The organism is Nocardia sp. NPDC049526 (assembly GCF_044465765.1).
Taxonomy (GTDB): Bacteria; Actinomycetota; Actinomycetes; order Mycobacteriales; family Mycobacteriaceae; genus Nocardia.
The window spans coordinates 415952-432072 of the sequence record NZ_JBITMA010000005.1; the positions used below are offsets into that span (position 1 = coordinate 415952).

Sequence of the window (16121 nt, forward strand, 5' to 3'; positions counted from 1 at the left end):
CACGCTGCATACCTTTTCATGCGCGGCCGCCGTCCCGGGCATTTTGACCGAGATGTCGTATTGGTACCCGTTAGGAGACTATCGCGTTCGCGGCTCGGATAACGGCGGCCAGCGATGCGGTGAGGACCGAATCGCCGGCTCCGCAGGCCCACCCGGTCCGCGCACCGATGCGGTATTCGAGATAAGTGATCGCGGTCCCGTCGTTGCCCGCCCCGGTCGATTGCTGGGTCGATCCGAGCACCTCGACCGGACAACCCACCCGGGCCAGTGCCGCGGTGAGCGCCTCGATGGGACCGATATCGCGATGTTCGGTGCGCTCGGCGACACCACCGATGCTCAACGTGACCTCGGTGTATCCGTCGGTCGTCCGCCATTCGGTCAACTCGACCGACGCCGCCTCGGTGTGCAGATACGTCACCTCGAACAGCTCGCGCAGTTCGGCGGCGGTGATCTCCAGACCGGTGTCGTCGGTACGCGCCTGCACGTGTCGCGCGAAGTCGATCTGCAGTCGACGCGGCAGTTCCAGGCCGTATTCGGACTCCAGCAGGTACGCTATCCCGCCCTTGCCGGACTGGGAATTCACCCGGATCACCGCGTCATAGCTGCGCCCGATATCGGCCGGATCGATCGGCAGATACGGGACATGCCAATCGAGTTCGCGTTCGTCGATACCCGTCGCAGCCGCCCGTTCGCGATGTTCGGCCATCCCCTTCTTGATCGCGTCCTGATGTGTGCCGGAGAACGCGGTGTGCACGAGATCGCCTACATACGGATGCCTTTCGTGGATCGGCAGGCGCGTGCAGTACTCGACGGTCCTGCGGATCTCGTCGATATCGGAGAAGTCGATCATCGGATCGACGCCCTGCGCGTGCAGGTTCAGCGCCATGGTCGCGATATCGACATTGCCGGTGCGTTCGCCATTGCCGAAGACACAGCCCTCCACGCGTTGCGCTCCGGCGAGTACGGCCAGCTCCGCGCATGCGATACCGGTACCCCGGTCATTGTGCGGGTGCACCGACAGGATGACGCTGTCGCGGCGGGCCAGGTTCTTGTGCATGTATTCGATCTGGTCGGCGTAGACATTCGGTGTCGCAACCTCCACCGTGGCAGGCAGATTCAGGATCACCGGCCGCTGCGGGGTGGCGTCCCACAGGGTCGTCATGCGGTCGCAGATATCGAGTACGAAATCCGGTTCGGTCAGATTGAACACCTCGGGCGAGAATTCGAATCGCACATTCGGCAGCTCACCGGCGAATTCGAGGACGTCGCGGCCACCGGACGTGATCAGCTCGCGCAGCTCGCCGGTGTCCTTGCCCAGCACCACATTTCGCCACATGGGCGCGGTCGCGGTGTACATGTGGATGACGACCTGGTTGCGGATACCGCGCACCGATTTCACCGTGCGCTCGATGAGATCGCGTCGGGCCGGGGTGAAAACCACGATCGTGACATCCTCCGGCGCAATATCGGTGCGCGCGATCAGCCGGACGAAATCGAAATCGGTCTGCGATGCGGACGGGTAGCCGACCTCGATCTCCTTGTAGCCCATGGCAACCAGCAGTTCGAAGAACCGCTGCTTGCGCACCGGATCCATGGGTTCGGCCAGCGCCTGGTTGCCATCGCGCAGATCGACCGGCACCCACAGCGGCGCGTGGGTGAGCCGGGCATTCGGCCAACTACGTTCGGCGAGTGGCACTTCCACGCGATCGTAGACACTGCGGTAGCGATGCGACGGCATCTGCGAATGCCGCTGGCTGTTCCACGCCGAGACGGCACCGGCGGGCGTGGCAATGGTGGGGAACATGGTCATGATTGCTGCTTTCCGGCCTTCGCGGCCGTCACAGGGAACGGTGACCGGCCATGACGAAGCCCCACGGCGGGCGGCCGGTCGTTAGGCCCCGCCGTGGCGGCTGAGGAAAAGCATGGTGCGCATGATTGCTAGACTATACACAACTCCTCAGACAAGTAGAGAGGTTCGGATGGTCTCGCAGGTTCGGCGGCATCCCCTCGCGGCACAGGCGGCGGAACTGCTGCTCACCCGCATCCGCAACGGGGAATGGCCACTGGGACATCGCCTTCCGGGTGAAACGACCCTCGCCGTGCAACTCGGTGTCGGGCGCTCGACGCTGCGCGAGGCGATCCGCGAATTGGCGGGTAGGGGCGTGCTCGACAGTCGTCAGGGCGCCGGTGTCTTCGTGACCGCGCTCGATGTCACCGAGGACTGGGATGTGGTGCTGCGCCGCGCCACCATCGCCGCGGTCATCGAGGCGCGCATCGCGATCGAGGCCGAGGCCGCCGCTCTGGCCGCGCAGCGCCGCACCCCGGCCGACCTGCGCGCCATTCGCCGGGCGCTGGCCGCGCGGGAGGCGCACGGCGAATCGATCGCCGACCACGTCGATGCCGATATGGCATTCCACCGCGCCGTCATCGTCGCCGCCCACAACGATGTGCTCACCCAACTCTTCGACAGCTTCCTCCCCAGGCTGCGGGTGGCCATGATCGATATGCTCAGGATCCGTCCGGTCCCCTCCGAGCCCGCCGACCACGACGCGCACATTCGGCTCACGGATGCGATCGCACATCGAAATTCCAGTGCCGCAGCGGAATTCAGCCGAAGGCATCTGACGGCCTTGAAAGACGCGTTCAGCTGACCCGCCGAACCGAACGGAGACATCTCGTGCCCGAAACCCCAGTGCTGCAACTGAGCGACGTCACCTTCCGTCGCGAAGGCAAACAGATCATCGACGGCATCTCGCTGACCGTCCACGCGGGCGAACACTGGGCGCTGCTCGGACCCAACGGCGCGGGCAAGAGCACCCTGCTCGGCTTCTGCGCCGCGGTCACCTTCCCGACCTCGGGCACCGTCGATATCCTCGGCCGGCGGATGGGCCGGGTCGATCTGGCCCCGCTGCGCCAGTCGATCGGGCATGTGAATCCGCGCCATCCACTGCGGTATCCGCTGACCGTCCGCGAGGTCGTGCTCACCGGCATCACTGCCACCATCGACACCCCGATGCGCTGGACGCCCACGCCGGAGGATCTGCGCCGGGCGGACGCCATGATCGACACCGTCGGCCTCAAAGGTAAGGCCGAGGAGATCTGGCCGACGCTGTCGCAGGGTGAACGCGGCCGAACCCTGATCGCGCGTGCCCTCATCGCCGAGCCGCGCCTGCTGCTGTTCGACGAGCCGTCCACCGGACTCGATGTGGCGGCTCGCGAACAACTCCTCGAGACCATCGACGCACTCGGCGAAACCCATCCCGATGTCGCCTCGATCCTGGTCACCCATCATCTGGAGGAACTGCCGAGCACCACGACCCACGCGCTGCTCATCGCCGACGGCCGGACAGTTGCCGCTGGTCCCGCCGCCGAAACGGTCACGACGGACACCGTGAGCGCGGCCTTCGACCACCCGGTGGCGGTCCGCTATGACGACGGCCGCTGGACCGCGCGGGCCGCCGTGCGGGCCTGGCCCGCGTAACGAATGTGCCTTCCGGAAAAATATTCGGGAGAATGTCGATTCGAGCCGATGCCGTTCGATGCGTTGAGTGAGGGTCGGACAAGCCGACCACCGAACCGAGGATGGCCAGATGCGACACATGATGCTGATCCGAGTCGATCCGACGAATGCGCCGGTTCCCGACGAGGCGCTGATCGAGCAGGTCAACAAGGTGATCGAGGAAATGACCAAGGCCGGGGTGCTGTTGGATACCGCCGGTCTGCATTCGATCACCGAGGCCACGAAGATCACCCAGACCGGTGGCAAGCAGACCGTGCTCGATGGTCCGTTCACCGAGTCGAAGGAGGTCGTCGGCGGGTACTGCCTGCTGCAGACGAAAACGAAGCAGGAGGCAGTGGAATGGACCTCGCGCTTCCTGAGCGTGCACGGGCCGGAGTGGGATATCGAGATCGAGATTCGCCAGGTCGTCGAGGGCTGATCCGATAGATGAGCCGGTCGCCCGAGCAGATCCGCGATGCCGTCGAAACTGTGTGGCGAATGGAATGGCCGCGCCTGATAGCCGGGCTGACCCGGATCGTCGGCGATATCGACGCCGCCGAGGAACTCGCCCAGGACGCGCTGGTCGCCGCCTTGGAACAGTGGCCGCACGACGGTGTGCCGCCGAATCCGGGCGGCTGGCTCATGCTCACCGCGAAACATCGAGCGATCGATCGGGTGCGCCGCAATCAGAACCTCGCTCGCAAGCTGACGCTGGTCGGTCATGAACTCCGGAGCGGTCCGGAGCCCGAGGCGGCGGAGGATATCGAAGACGACCTGCTGCGCATGATCTTCACGGCCTGTCACCCGGTGCTGTCGCAACCGGCCCGGGTGGCATTGACGCTGCGGTTGCTCGGCGGATTGACCACCGAGGAGATCGCCCGGGCCTTCGTCGTACCGGAATCGACTGTCGCCCAACGCATTGTTCGGGCCAAACGCACCATCGCCGCCAGGCGCGTGCCATATGCGGTGCCGCACGGTGACGAGCTGGCCAGGCGCCTGGATTCGGTGCTGGAGGTCGTCTACCTGATCTTCAACGAAGGCTATTCGGCGACGGCGGGCGATGATTGGATCCGGGTCGAATTGTGCGAGGACGCCTTGCGCTTGGCGCGGATGCTGGCGAATCTGCTGCCCGACGAACCGGAAACACACGGCCTGGCCGCACTGCTGGAATTACAGGCATCACGCTCGGCGGCACGGATGAACCCCACGAAAACCGTTGTCCTGCTGGCGGATCAGGAGCGTTCCCGGTGGGATCAACTGCTGATCCGACGTGGTTTCGCCGCACTCGGCCGCTCCCATACGGCCAGCCGCAATCGCGGGTTACGACCGGGCCGCTACGCGCTGCAAGCCGCGATCGCCACATTGCACGCCATGGCTCCGAGCACCGAGGAGACCGATTGGCGGCGCGTCGCGGGCCTGTATGCGGTTCTCGCCGAACGCTTTCCGTCGCCGATCGTCGAATTGAATCGGGCCGTCGCGGTCAGCATGGTGCACGGGCCCGCCGCGGGTCTCGAACTCGTCGACGCGCTCGTCGCCACCGGTACGTTGGACAACTATCACCTGCTCCCCGCTGTCCGCGGCGATCTGCTCGACCGACTCGGTCGACCCGACGAAGCGCGTGCCGAATTCGCCCGTGCGGCGGAGCTGACCGGCAATAATGCCGAACAGGCGCTGCTACTGGACCGGATGGCCGGATGTGAATAACCCGCATGGTGTTCGACCACCAGCAGATGTGAGGCCCTGGGAATGACGGCGAGTTCGGAATCCGCGATCGCGCGGTAGAGGGCGATCGTGTGCTCGATGGGCACGGCATCAGCAGCACCGGCTCGCCGTCTCCGGTTTCGTCCTACCAGGTTCGGACGGGTCCGAGCTGAACATAATTCGACATGTGCGCACCCTGCCCCGCGCCGCGCTCGGCTATCGCTGTACCTCGGTGGCGCGCGCCTCGGCCTCGGCCAGTTCCTTCAGCGTCAGCAACTGTTTGCGCATCATGAGCACATCGCCGAGGGCCAGCACACGGGCGATGAGCCACGGTGCCCCGCAATGCATTCGGACCGTCAGCCGGGTGCCATGTCCTTCGGGTCGCACCGCATAGGTGACGCAGATCTTGCCGGAGACCAGGGTGATATGGCGGCACAGCACGAAGGAGACGAGAGTGAACGCGGACATGAACCGCTGTCCCACTTCGAGTTCGGTGAGCACCGGATCGCGGTGGCGCGGGCTGTGCCTGCCGAAGTTGTCGAGCAGGTCGTAACTGTACGGCGCGACCCGCAATTGGCACAGCCAGCCGTACACAACATTGGGTGGCGCAACGATGCTGATAGCCCGATCCGCCTGCACCCCGCCGGGTTGCACCTCGTCACAGGGCAGGGGAAGCTCGCATTCGGCCTCGGTCGCACCCCAGACCAACCCCGGGATCATGCCGCGGCCGCGATTCGGCGGAGCATATCGCGCACCACGATCTTGTGGCCGCCGGTGCCGATGACCAACGCGCGGTATATCTTTCCGTGCAGACCGGGGAATTCGGCCCAGCTCTGTGCTCGCACCAGGGTCCGGCTCGGTCCCTGCTCGTCGAGTTCGAAGACCAGCGCATAGCGCGAGAACCAGTGCCGCCCCCGTAGTGCCAGCCGAGCGGGCTCGTCGGCGGCGTCGAGCACGAACCCGGTCGGTGCCTTCGACGGATCGTTCGGATCCTTGCAGACAACTTTCAGCAAGGCTTTCCACGCCCGATCGCGATTCGCGTCCACCGATCTGGCATGCTCATCTATGTAGGGCAATCGCTCCATATAGAAGGAACGTACTAGTACATGGCGCCTCCCCGCAAGCACAACACCGACGTGATCCTCGACGCAGCGCGCACCCTCGTGCTCACCGACGGTCCCCGCGCCGCCAGCGTCGCGGCGATCGCGGCGGCAAGTGGTGCACCCGTCGGCACGCTCTATCACCGCTTCGGCAACCGCAACGGTGTGCTGACCGCGGCCTGGCTGCGTGCGCTCGGACGCTTCCAGGACCGGGTCAAGGCCGCCGCCGACGAACCGGACCCGGTGGAAGCCGGTGTCGCGATGGCCGTGGCGAGCATTCACTTCGCTCGCGAATTACCCGACGACGCAAAGCTTTTGCTGAACCTGCGCCCCAGCGATCTGCTCGACGGCGGACCGGACGCGGAATTCCGTGCCCGCCTCGACCAGATGAACGCACCGCTCATCGACTACCTGCGCCGCATCGCCGCCGCCCGCTTCGGCCGCGACGGCGACCGCGAAATCGACGCCGTCAGCCGCGCCGTGGTGGACCTCCCCTACGCCGCTCTGCGCCGCCATGCCCAGGCCCCCGCCCTCCCCGACTGGCTGGAGGCCGACCTCACCGCCGCCGCGCGCGCCCTGCTCGAGTCCTACCACCCCTGACCGCTGTCTCGGGAGCCGCACCGCTCGTCAAAGCTGCTACGCCGGCGGCTGCGGCGATGGATTCACTCCCCGGCGACGAGTTCGGGGGTGAGTTTGTCGAGGGTCTCGATCACCTCGGCGGCCAGGGCGAGGGCGTCCGGGGCGGGCGGGTATTCCGGACGCGGCGCGGCGATGACGCGCATCCCCGCGGCGTGTGCCGCGCGCAGTCCGTTGCTCGAATCCTCGACGGCCGCGCATTCGGTGGACTTGTGCCGCAGGAAGGCGGCGGCCGCCACGTAGACATCGGGTGCAGGCTTACCCCGATCGACCTCCTCGGTCGAGAAGGTGACGCCGAAGAATTCGATCAGCCCGGTGCGGCCGAGCACGGTGTCGATCAAGCTCCGCGGCGACGAACTGGCCACCGCGAGTGGCCAGTGTTCGCTGATGCGCTGCACTGCCTCGACCGCCCCCGGCAACAGCGGCACCGACTTCTCGTAGTGCTGGGCCATCCGATCGATCACATCATTGGCCACGGTCTCCGGCGTCGCACCGACACCGAGTTCGGTACTGAGATAGTCCGACCATTCCCCCGTACTCATCCCCATCAGCCGCTGCTGGGTATCGGGTAGCCAGCGCCCGCCGCGCTCCGCCACATACTCGCGGCGCACCTGCTCCCACACCGGCTCCGAGTCGATCAGTACGCCGTCCATATCGAAGACAACAGCAGCAATGTGCATACGGGACAAAGCCTTTCGCCGGCAACACCATTCGGCAACGACCCGATGGCCAGCCCATCGACCCGCCCCACGGTGAGGGTTTTCGGAGGACCTGATGAACAACGATTACCCACACTAGGCCAGTCCACCCCGCACCCGCATTCGGCCATCATGTCGACGCGCGCAACCAGCCACGACTCGGCCGCAAGAGCGGCGTACGGCCGATGCGAGTGCACTATCACCGTGCCGATGTACCCCGCTGGCACCCGAACACACCGCCCGAGAGGTCTTCGATTGGCTGGTGCCACTCTACGAAGACCTCGCCGACTGCGTCCCCGACGGTGATCTGACGGTCATGGGCGACTCGACCGGTGGCAATCCGGCACTCTCGCTGGTTGTCCGAGCCACCGCCGACGGGGTGCCTCGGCCGACCGGTCTGGTACTGCTCTCGCCATGCCTGGACGCGTCTCTCAGCGATCCTGCGACTACCGCCCTCGACCACATCGACCCGATCGTCCCCGCGCACGGGGTCGCCGAGCTGGCCCGCATGTACGCGGGGCCCTCGACACTTACGACCCGGTAGTCAGCCCGCTGTTCGCGGACCTGAACGGACTCCCGCCCATCGCCCTGTTCACCGGTACCCAAGAGATCCTCAACTCCGACGCACGCCGCTTCCGGCACACTCCGGAGTGCCGCTCTCCTGGCACGAATACCCTGCCATGCTGCACGTGTGGCCGCTGTTCCCCGATCCCGGAGGCTCAGCGCGCACTGGACGAGATCGCCGCCTTCGTGGCGAAGGTCTGCAGACGGTAGCCACGCTGCTCCAGCCCCACCGAACGAGCATTCGACCGGCAACCGATAACGTGTTCTATATGAATGAAGAGCAGGTCGGTAACTCGCTGCCGAGCGAAGAGCACCACGAGGGCGGGTTCCGGCCGATGTCGGCGCTGATCAATGCACAGCTGGACGAGCTCGATATTTCGCGCGGCGGGCCGCACTACGGCGCGTTCGTCGAGCAGGTGCGCAGCCTGATGGATCGGGCCAGGCTGGCGTGCCCGACCGATGAGCTCGCGCTGGAGACGATCGGCATCCTCAAACAGCTCAACGACAAGTTGGACACGGCAATCGTCGACGAATGGTCCGCGCCGACCTGGACCAGGGTCGACCTGCCCTCCCGCGGCAACATCACGCTGCCGCCGTTCGTCGTCGACAAGGCGGGCAAGGACGGCATCGAAGCCCGCATCACCTTCCGCACCTTCCACCTCGGCGGCAATAATGCCGCCCACGGTGGACAGGTCGCGGTCGGCTTCGACGATCTGCTCGGTATGGCCGCCGCGGTGTACGCGGGCGAGGTGACCCGCACCGCATCGCTCACCATCGACTACCGCTCCATCACTCCCCTCGACACCGAACTGCGGGTGCACGCCTGGACCGAACGGCAGGAGGGCCGCAAGGTCTATGTCCGGGCCACCCTGCACGACGGCGAACGCCTCTGCGCCGAGGCGAACGGCCTGTTCATCGTGCTCAAACCCGGGCAGCAGTGAGCCGGTAGTTCGCGGGTACCGAGATCAGGTGAAACCGGTGGCGTCGACCGATACCGCCGTGGCTTCGACCTGATCTCGGTCCACCCGCTAGCTTGTGGGGAAGTGCCTGCTGCGGTACTCCGCGAAGCGCGCGTCGACCTGGGCCGCAGTAAGACCGAAGTCCTCCAGCGTGTAGCGGTGCACGGGACGCGCCGCTCCGGAGGTGCTTTCCGTATGCAATGCCGTCATCGCGGCTTCGGCCTCGGGACTCAGCTCGATATCGAAATGCCGGTAGATCGATCCGACGGTGCCGATCGGGTCGGCGACGAAATCGTCGTAGTACACATCGCAGAACTGAGCGGCATTGTGCCGCTTGCGATCCGCGAGGAATTTATCCGCTCCCCGGGCCCACAGATCCAACTGCGCGGCACCGACGACCGGACCGCGGAACTTCTCCGACCATCCCGCCGAGGCCTGCTCGTTCAGACTGCACACCGAGGCGATGATGGTGCGCGGATCCCGGTGCATCTGGATCACCAGCGCATCCGGATACACCTCGAAGATCGCGTCCAGCGCGAACAAATGACTCGGGTTCTTCAATACCCACCGCCGGTCGGCATCGGGCATCCCGATCAACTGCAGGTTGCGCCGATGCCTGCGATAGGCATCGGTCCAATCCTGTTCGCGCAACCACTCGGAATAGCCGGGCAGATAGCCGAGGCATTCGTAGGACACCGACATCAGCGACTGCCGCAGCAGCTGCCAGCACTCCTCCACCTGGTCCGCCGAAATATGGTGCACGCCCATGAATTCCGGATGTTCCACATGATGCTGCTCGAATGCCGCCTCGATCCGCTGATACACCGGATTGTCCGCCCAGGTCGCACGCGGTGGCCGCGGCTGCGGCATCTCGGTGAGCCACATTTCCAGGCCCTGATGCGCCGGATCCGCATTGAGCAGCCGATGCACCGCCGTGGTACCCGAACGCGGCAGCCCGGTCACGAAGATCGGGCGCGCTATTGTGACCTCGGCATGTTCCGGAAAGCGTTGCCACGCAGCCTCACTCAGCAACCGGGCGATCAGCGCACCGCGCAGGAAGGCCCGATTGACTTTATTGCCGAACGGCGTCAGCTCGGCTTCCTTGGCATAGGACTCGAGCAGCACTGCCAGCCCCTCGCGGTAGCCGTCGTCGCCGAAATCGCTCAATCCGACGACCTTGGTCGCCGAGGCGTGCAGATCGTCGATGGTGCCGACGTCGTCTCTGCCGATCACAGTCATCTCCTAGTGGTGGTATTCGCCGCCGTTGACATCCAGGCAGGCGCCGGTGATCGCACGCGCCAGATGCGAGGCGAAAAAGACCACGGCATCGGCGATCTCATCGGGTTCGGGCAGCTTGCGCAGATCGATGGTCTTGGCAGTTTCGGCATATACCTCTTCGGGGGTGATCCCGCGCTGCTCGGCCTGATAGTTGAAGTACCACTTCAGGTTGTCGGCCCAGATGTATCCGGGCGCAATGGTATTCACCCGAATGCCCTTCGGCCCGAGTTCGGTGGCCAGGCTCTGCGCCAGCGCGAGCAGGCTCGCCTTGGCCATCTTGTACGGCCCGAAGGTGCGCCGCGAATGCCGCAGCACCGCCGAATTGATCATGACCACCGAACCCTTGGACTCGGTGAGCGCGGGCACGAACAGACGCGTCAACCGCAGTGCGGCAAGCACATTCGTCTCGAAACCGGCGCGCACGTCATCGAGATCGACATCGGCCAGATCGGTGATCGGCGGAATCGCGAAGGCATTGTTCACCAGGGTGTCGACGTGGCCGAAGGCGCTCTGCGCCGTCTCGACCAGATTCGTCACCGCCGCTTCATCGTTGATATCGGTCGGCACCACCACCGCGCGCCTGCCGAGTTCGGTGATCTCCTTGGCCACCTCGGTCAGTCGCGATTCGGTCCGCGAGGCCAGCACCACATCGGCGCCGGCGCGTGCACTCTGTACCGCGATGGCCCGGCCCAACCCCGGACCGACCCCGGAGACGACAACCACCTTGTCTTGCAACAACATCAGCCGAGCATCCTCTCCGCGACGGCAACCTGACGCGCCGCGATCCGCGCCTTCCATTCCTCGGGCGTGACCCGGGATTCCTGGTAGTACGGCAGCCGCTCGGGTAATTCGGCGACCGATACCACCTCCACCCTCGGCCCGTCCTCGGGCTTCAGATCCCGCGACAGCTGTTGCCAGCGGAACTGCAGGTACCCGCGCGCATGCCCGGTGCGCTCGATCCAGTTGGTCAGTCCGGGATCTCGCTCGCTGATCACGAGCCGGATCATCCCGTCCGGATCCACGCGCGCCTGGTCGGCGGTAAGGCTGGTCTGGTGGTTGATGTAGTCCAGCGACAGGTACCACATGCTGCCGAGTTGGAAACCCTGGTACGGCGCATCCGATTTGGGCACCGTGAGGATCATGACCTGATCGTCGTCGAGTTCGTAGTGACCGACGGAGGAGAACTGCGTGGTCAGTCCGCCCGGGGTGGAGCGCGGTTCGGTCATCGTATTGACCGGCAGATTGAGATAGAACCACTTCGGGAACGCCAGGAAGGTATTCAGCCGCGATACCAGCATTTTCCCGGCGATGTCGTACCGCTTGCTCATCAGGTCCCTGGTCAGCGGCGGCGGTGCGTCGCCGATCCGGTCCACCCGCTGGATGCGGATCGTGCCGGACTTCTCGGTGGCCCAGTCGCTGTGTACCTCACGCACCACGAGCATGGCGGAGTCGGGCGCGAGATGAACATAGCCGGGGCGCGCCTCGCCGGGGCCGAGACGGAGTTCGTAGGACCCGTCGGCCGCGATATCGAGGGCGCGGGCATCGAAGGCGGTCTCGCTGTCGGGGACGTCCACCGGCGAGTAGTTGCCGTTGAGCACCTGGAAGCTGAGGTCACGGGTGGTGCCGCGAGTTCCGGTCACCACATACTCGGCGTCGGGGCGCAGATACGAGTGGAAGTAGAGGGTGTCCGGATTGTCCAGACCCATTTTCGTATACGGCCCGGTGGACATGACGAAGAACGGAAAGTCCCGCTCGAAGGCCCACGCCATCTGGATGGAGGCGCGAATACTGCCCGCGAGGTAGTCGTAACCCTCGACGAGGTCCTGTTCGGTCCGAATATGCGGTGCGCCGGTGATGATCTCCTCGGCGGCGGCGATGGCTTCCGCGAACGGCTGTGTCAGCAAGAGGCTTCTCCGAAGTAGCTGTTCCAAATATGTACCGCTCTGGTACATTTCGATATGAGCAAGATTAGAACCTGTTCTAGGAGTTGTCCATGGTTGCCCGCAGATCCGCCCCGACCGCACGGGTGGTCCAAGTGCTGGATTTCTTCGTCGAGCGGCGCGGCAAACGCTTCGGACTCTCCGAACTGGCCCGCGAACTCGACCTGGCCAAACCGACCTGCCTGGGCATCCTCACCGAGCTGACCGCCGGCGGCTATCTGATGCGCGACCCGAACACCCGCACCTATGGCCTCGGACCTGCGCTTATCGCCGCGGGCCGGGTCGCGCAGGACAGCTTCGCCATCGCCTCCATCGCGCGCGCCGAGCTGGAGAAACTCACCGCGCTCTACCGCACCACCTGTACCGCATCGGCCGTGGTCGGCGAGCAGATCATGGTGCTGGAGAGCACGGGTCCGGGCCTGGTCAAGGTGGGCGCGGCCTACCATTTCGCACCGCCGGTCGGCCTGATGTACGTGCTCTGGGATACCGACGCGGCCTTCGACGCCTGGTTGCGCAAGCCGCCGACGGTGCCGCTGCGCCAGGACGAGGCTCGGCTGCGCCGGATCGTCGTGGAGTGCCGCGAGCGCGGCTACCTGGTCGAAAGCCTGACCGCGGCCGGTCGGCGGCTGTACGCTTTGCTGGCCGGGGTCGCGGCCAGCGACCTGCCCAATGAGGTGCGCGAACTCGTCGGCGAACTGGTGACCAGCCTCGGGGAGCGGGTCTATCTCGGCACCGATCTGCGCCCACGCAAGGAACATCCGGTCAGCCTGCTCGCCGCACCCACCTACGGCGGCGACGGCAGACAGAACATGGTGCTGACGATGTACGTCGGCGCCTCCATCACCGGCGCCGAGATCGACCGTCGCGGAACCGCACTCGTGGCGGCCGCGGATCGGGTGACCGCCGAATCCGGGGGTCACAAGCCGGATTCCGACCATTGACCAATGACCGAAACGTGTTCTAGTTTTGGGGTGTGAGCCAGTACGCGAAGTCGACGGCGAGCACCTACGAGCTGCCTCATCTGGACGCGCTCGAGGCCGAGTCGGCATATATTTTCCGGGAAGTCGCCGCGACCTTCGAACGGCCGGTGCTGCTGTTCTCCGGCGGCAAGGATTCGGTGGTCATGCTGCACCTCGCGGCGAAGGCCTTCTGGCCGGCGCCGCTGCCGTTCCCGGTGCTGCACATCGATACCGGGCACAATTTCGACGAGGTCATCGAATACCGCGACCGCACGGTCGAGCGGCTCGGGCTGCGACTCGTGGTCGCCAGCGTGCAAGACGATATCGACGCCGGCCGGGTGACCGAGGAAACCGGACCACGCGCGTCCCGAAACCGTTTGCAGACAGCCACTTTGCTGCGCTCGATCCGTGCGGGCGGATATGACGCGGTATTCGGCGGCGCACGCCGCGACGAGGAGAAAGCACGCGCTAAGGAGCGCGTATTCAGCTTCCGCGACGAATACGGGCAGTGGGATCCGCGCAATCAGCGACCGGAACTGTGGAATCTCTACAACGGACGCCACAGCAAGGGCGAACACATCCGGGTGTTCCCGCTGTCGAATTGGACCGAGCTCGATATCTGGCACTACATCGCCGCCGAGGACATCGAACTGCCGCCGCTGTACTACGCGCACCGCCGAAAAGTGGTGCAGCGCGACGGAATGTTATTGGCACACACACGGTTTCTCACCCTGCTCGACGGCGAGCAGCCGTACGAGAGCACGGTCCGATTCCGCACCGTCGGCGACGCGACCTGCACCGGCTGTGTCGAATCGACCGCAGCCACCCCCGACGAGGTGGTCACCGAAGTCGCCGCCACCCGAATCACCGAGCGCGGCGCCACCCGCGCCGATGACCGTATTTCCGAGGCAGGCATGGAAGACCGTAAACGCGAAGGGTATTTCTGATGACCACCACCACCCTGTTGCGGCTGGCCACCGCCGGCAGCGTCGACGACGGTAAATCGACGCTGATCGGGCGTCTGCTGTTCGACTCCAAAACGATCTTCACCGATCAGCTCGCCGCGGTAGAGGCAACCAGCAAGGCGCGCGGTGACGACTATCCGGATCTGGCGCTGCTCACCGACGGGCTGCGCGCCGAACGCGAACAGGGCATCACCATCGACGTGGCGCACCGCTACTTCGCAACGCCCCGGCGCAAATTCATCATCGCCGACACCCCGGGCCACATCCAGTACACCCGCAATATGGTCACCGGCGCCTCCACCGCTGATCTCGCGCTGATCCTGGTGGACGCACGCAAGGGCATTGTGGAACAGACTCGGCGACATGCCTTCCTGGCCAGCCTGCTCGGCATCCCACACCTGGTGCTGTGCGTGAACAAGATGGATCTGGCCGGATGGTCGCGGGACCGGTTCGAAGAGATCCGGGAGGAATTCACCGGCTTCGCAACGAAACTCGATGTCGCCGATCTGTCCTTCATCCCGATGTCGGCACTGCACGGAGACAATATCGTGCACCGTGGTGCGAGCATGCCGTGGTACGAAGGCTCGCCCCTGCTGCACCACCTCGAAGAGGTGCATATCGCCTCCGACCGCAACCTCATCGACGCGCGATTCCCGGTGCAGTATGTGACCCGCAGGCACGCAACCGATTTCCGCGGGTACGCGGGCACTGTGTCCGGTGGTGTCTTCAAGCCGGGCGACGAAGTCGCGGTACTGCCTTCGGGATTCACCACCACGGTCGAGGCGATCTGGGGTCCGGGCGGCAAGCCCGTGGCCGAAGCCTTTCCGCCGCAAGCCGTCACCATCCAGCTCGCCGACCACCTCGACGTTTCCCGTGGCGATCTGATCTGCCGCCCCGCGAACCGACCGCATGTCGGACGCGATCTGGACGCGATGGTGTGCTGGTTCGCCGAGGATTGCGAACTCACCCCCGGCGCCACCTACACCATCCGGCACACCACCCGCACCGCGACGGCCGAGGTGCGCACCCTGGACTACCGCCTCGACGTGAATACCCTGCATCGCGACGAGAGCGCGAATTCGTTGTCGCTCAACGAGATAGGGCGCATCCAACTACGCACCCGCCAACCCCTGCTCTTCGATCCGTACCGCCGCAACCGCACCACCGGCAGCTTCATCCTGGTCGACGACACCACCAACAACACCGTCGCCGCGGGCATGATCACCGGACCCACCCTCCCCTCCTCCCGCGTCGTCTGGCATTCCACCGCCGTCGGCCGCGACGAGCGCCCCACCACCGGACTGACCGTCTGGCTGACGGGGCTGTCGGGATCCGGAAAGTCCTCTGTCGCAGTGGAACTGGAGCGTCGCCTGGTCGCGGCAGGCCGCCCCGCTTTCCTGCTCGACGGTGACAACCTGCGACACGGCCTCAATGCCGACCTCGGCTTCAGCGCCGCCGACCGTGTCGAGAACATCCGCCGCGTGGGCGAAGTGGCGCGGCTGTTCGCCGAAGCCGGTGTGGTCGCGGTAGTTTCCTTGATCAGTCCCTACGCCGCTGATCGCAACAAGGTCCGTGCCGTGCACGAGGCCGCAGGCATCCCCTTCGTCGAAATCTTCGTGGATACACCACTGGAGATCTGCGAAGCCCGCGACCCCAAGGGTATGTACGCCAAGGCCCGTGCCGGTGAGATCCGCGGTTTCACCGGCATCGACGACCCCTACGAGGCACCGACCCGAGCCGAGCTGGTGCTGCGGCCCGAGGACGGCGATCCGGCGGCCATGGCCGCGACCATCCTCGCCGAGCTGGCGGATCTGGACTGACC

Annotated in this window: 17 protein-coding genes; 10 read left to right on the forward strand and 7 right to left on the reverse strand. The window is 65.5% G+C overall.

The annotated features are described in order from the left end of the window. Positions 1-70: 70 nt before the first annotated feature. Positions 71-1810: a 2-isopropylmalate synthase gene (locus tag ACIBW7_RS18415; protein ID WP_397047626.1), complete on the reverse strand. Its 1740-nt coding sequence runs from the start codon at positions 1808-1810 to the stop codon at positions 71-73. A 169-nt stretch (positions 1811-1979) separates the two neighbouring features. Between ACIBW7_RS18415 and ACIBW7_RS18420 the strand changes: the two genes are divergently transcribed. From ACIBW7_RS18420 to ACIBW7_RS18435, 4 genes are all read left to right on the forward strand, one after another. Beyond that, a complete protein-coding gene (locus ACIBW7_RS18420) occupies positions 1980-2651 on the forward strand; it encodes a FadR/GntR family transcriptional regulator (protein WP_397047628.1) in 672 nt (223 codons plus the stop codon). Positions 2652-2677: 26 nt separating this feature from the next. Beyond that, on the forward strand, positions 2678-3481 hold the full coding sequence (locus ACIBW7_RS18425) for an ABC transporter ATP-binding protein (RefSeq protein WP_397047630.1): 804 nt from the start codon (positions 2678-2680) through the stop codon (positions 3479-3481). Between the two features lie 109 nt (positions 3482-3590). After that, entirely contained in the window at positions 3591-3938 is a 348-nt protein-coding gene (locus ACIBW7_RS18430) for a YciI family protein (protein WP_387292548.1), read from the forward strand. 8 nt (positions 3939-3946) lie between these two features. Next, the gene (locus tag ACIBW7_RS18435) at positions 3947-5203 is read left to right on the forward strand and encodes an RNA polymerase sigma factor (protein WP_397047633.1); all 1257 of its coding nucleotides are present in this window, start codon (positions 3947-3949) and stop codon (positions 5201-5203) included. Between the two features lie 213 nt (positions 5204-5416). Here the strand turns inward: ACIBW7_RS18435 and ACIBW7_RS18440 are convergent, their stop codons facing one another. Both ACIBW7_RS18440 and ACIBW7_RS18445 read right to left on the reverse strand, forming a co-directional pair. Continuing rightward, positions 5417-5920, reverse strand: coding sequence for a hypothetical protein (locus ACIBW7_RS18440; RefSeq protein ID WP_397047635.1), 504 nt, complete (start codon positions 5918-5920; stop codon positions 5417-5419). Beyond that, positions 5917-6285: a hypothetical protein gene (locus ACIBW7_RS18445; RefSeq protein ID WP_397047637.1), complete on the reverse strand. Its 369-nt coding sequence runs from the start codon at positions 6283-6285 to the stop codon at positions 5917-5919. Before ACIBW7_RS18445 ends, ACIBW7_RS18440 begins: the two co-directional genes overlap by 4 nt. A 21-nt stretch (positions 6286-6306) precedes the next feature. Here ACIBW7_RS18445 and ACIBW7_RS18450 point away from each other — a divergent pair, with 21 nt between their 5' ends. After that, positions 6307-6900 (forward strand): TetR/AcrR family transcriptional regulator, encoded by a 594-nt coding sequence (locus ACIBW7_RS18450; protein WP_397047639.1) that lies wholly within the window; start codon positions 6307-6309, stop codon positions 6898-6900. A 62-nt stretch (positions 6901-6962) separates the two neighbouring features. On the opposite strand, the gene ACIBW7_RS18455 is transcribed toward ACIBW7_RS18450, so the two are convergent. Continuing rightward, positions 6963-7616: an HAD family hydrolase gene (locus tag ACIBW7_RS18455; RefSeq protein WP_397047641.1), complete on the reverse strand. Its 654-nt coding sequence runs from the start codon at positions 7614-7616 to the stop codon at positions 6963-6965. 238 nt (positions 7617-7854) lie between these two features. On the opposite strand from ACIBW7_RS18455, the gene ACIBW7_RS18460 reads away from it, so the two are divergent. Together ACIBW7_RS18460 and ACIBW7_RS18465 are read left to right on the forward strand one after the other, a co-directional pair. After that, complete coding sequence (locus tag ACIBW7_RS18460) at positions 7855-8178, forward strand: alpha/beta hydrolase fold domain-containing protein (protein ID WP_397048178.1); 324 nt, start codon at positions 7855-7857, stop codon at positions 8176-8178. 289 nt (positions 8179-8467) lie between these two features. Next, a complete protein-coding gene (locus ACIBW7_RS18465) occupies positions 8468-9139 on the forward strand; it encodes a PaaI family thioesterase (RefSeq protein ID WP_397047643.1) in 672 nt (223 codons plus the stop codon). A gap of 87 nt (positions 9140-9226) precedes the next feature. Here the strand turns inward: ACIBW7_RS18465 and ACIBW7_RS18470 are convergent, their stop codons facing one another. Genes ACIBW7_RS18470 through ACIBW7_RS18480 form a run of 3 tightly spaced genes read right to left on the reverse strand, consistent with a single transcriptional unit; the run spans position 9227 to position 12339 of the window. Beyond that, a complete protein-coding gene (locus ACIBW7_RS18470; RefSeq protein WP_397047645.1) occupies positions 9227-10390 on the reverse strand; it encodes a sulfotransferase family protein in 1164 nt (387 codons plus the stop codon). Between the two features lie 9 nt (positions 10391-10399). Beyond that, the gene (locus tag ACIBW7_RS18475) at positions 10400-11176 is read right to left on the reverse strand and encodes an SDR family oxidoreductase (protein ID WP_397047647.1); all 777 of its coding nucleotides are present in this window, start codon (positions 11174-11176) and stop codon (positions 10400-10402) included. Continuing rightward, on the reverse strand, positions 11176-12339 hold the full coding sequence (locus ACIBW7_RS18480) for a hypothetical protein (RefSeq protein WP_397047649.1): 1164 nt from the start codon (positions 12337-12339) through the stop codon (positions 11176-11178). Before ACIBW7_RS18480 ends, ACIBW7_RS18475 begins: the two co-directional genes overlap by 1 nt. A gap of 89 nt (positions 12340-12428) precedes the next feature. Here ACIBW7_RS18480 and ACIBW7_RS18485 point away from each other — a divergent pair, with 89 nt between their 5' ends. Genes ACIBW7_RS18485 through cysC form a run of 3 tightly spaced genes read left to right on the forward strand, consistent with a single transcriptional unit; the run spans position 12429 to position 16119 of the window. Then, positions 12429-13316, forward strand: coding sequence for a helix-turn-helix domain-containing protein (locus tag ACIBW7_RS18485; protein ID WP_397047651.1), 888 nt, complete (start codon positions 12429-12431; stop codon positions 13314-13316). Between the two features lie 32 nt (positions 13317-13348). Continuing rightward, positions 13349-14281, forward strand: coding sequence for a sulfate adenylyltransferase subunit CysD (gene cysD, locus ACIBW7_RS18490; protein ID WP_397047653.1), 933 nt, complete (start codon positions 13349-13351; stop codon positions 14279-14281). After that, positions 14281-16119: an adenylyl-sulfate kinase gene (gene cysC, locus ACIBW7_RS18495; RefSeq protein ID WP_397047655.1), complete on the forward strand. Its 1839-nt coding sequence runs from the start codon at positions 14281-14283 to the stop codon at positions 16117-16119. Before cysD ends, cysC begins: the two co-directional genes overlap by 1 nt. Positions 16120-16121: the final 2 nt, after the last annotated feature.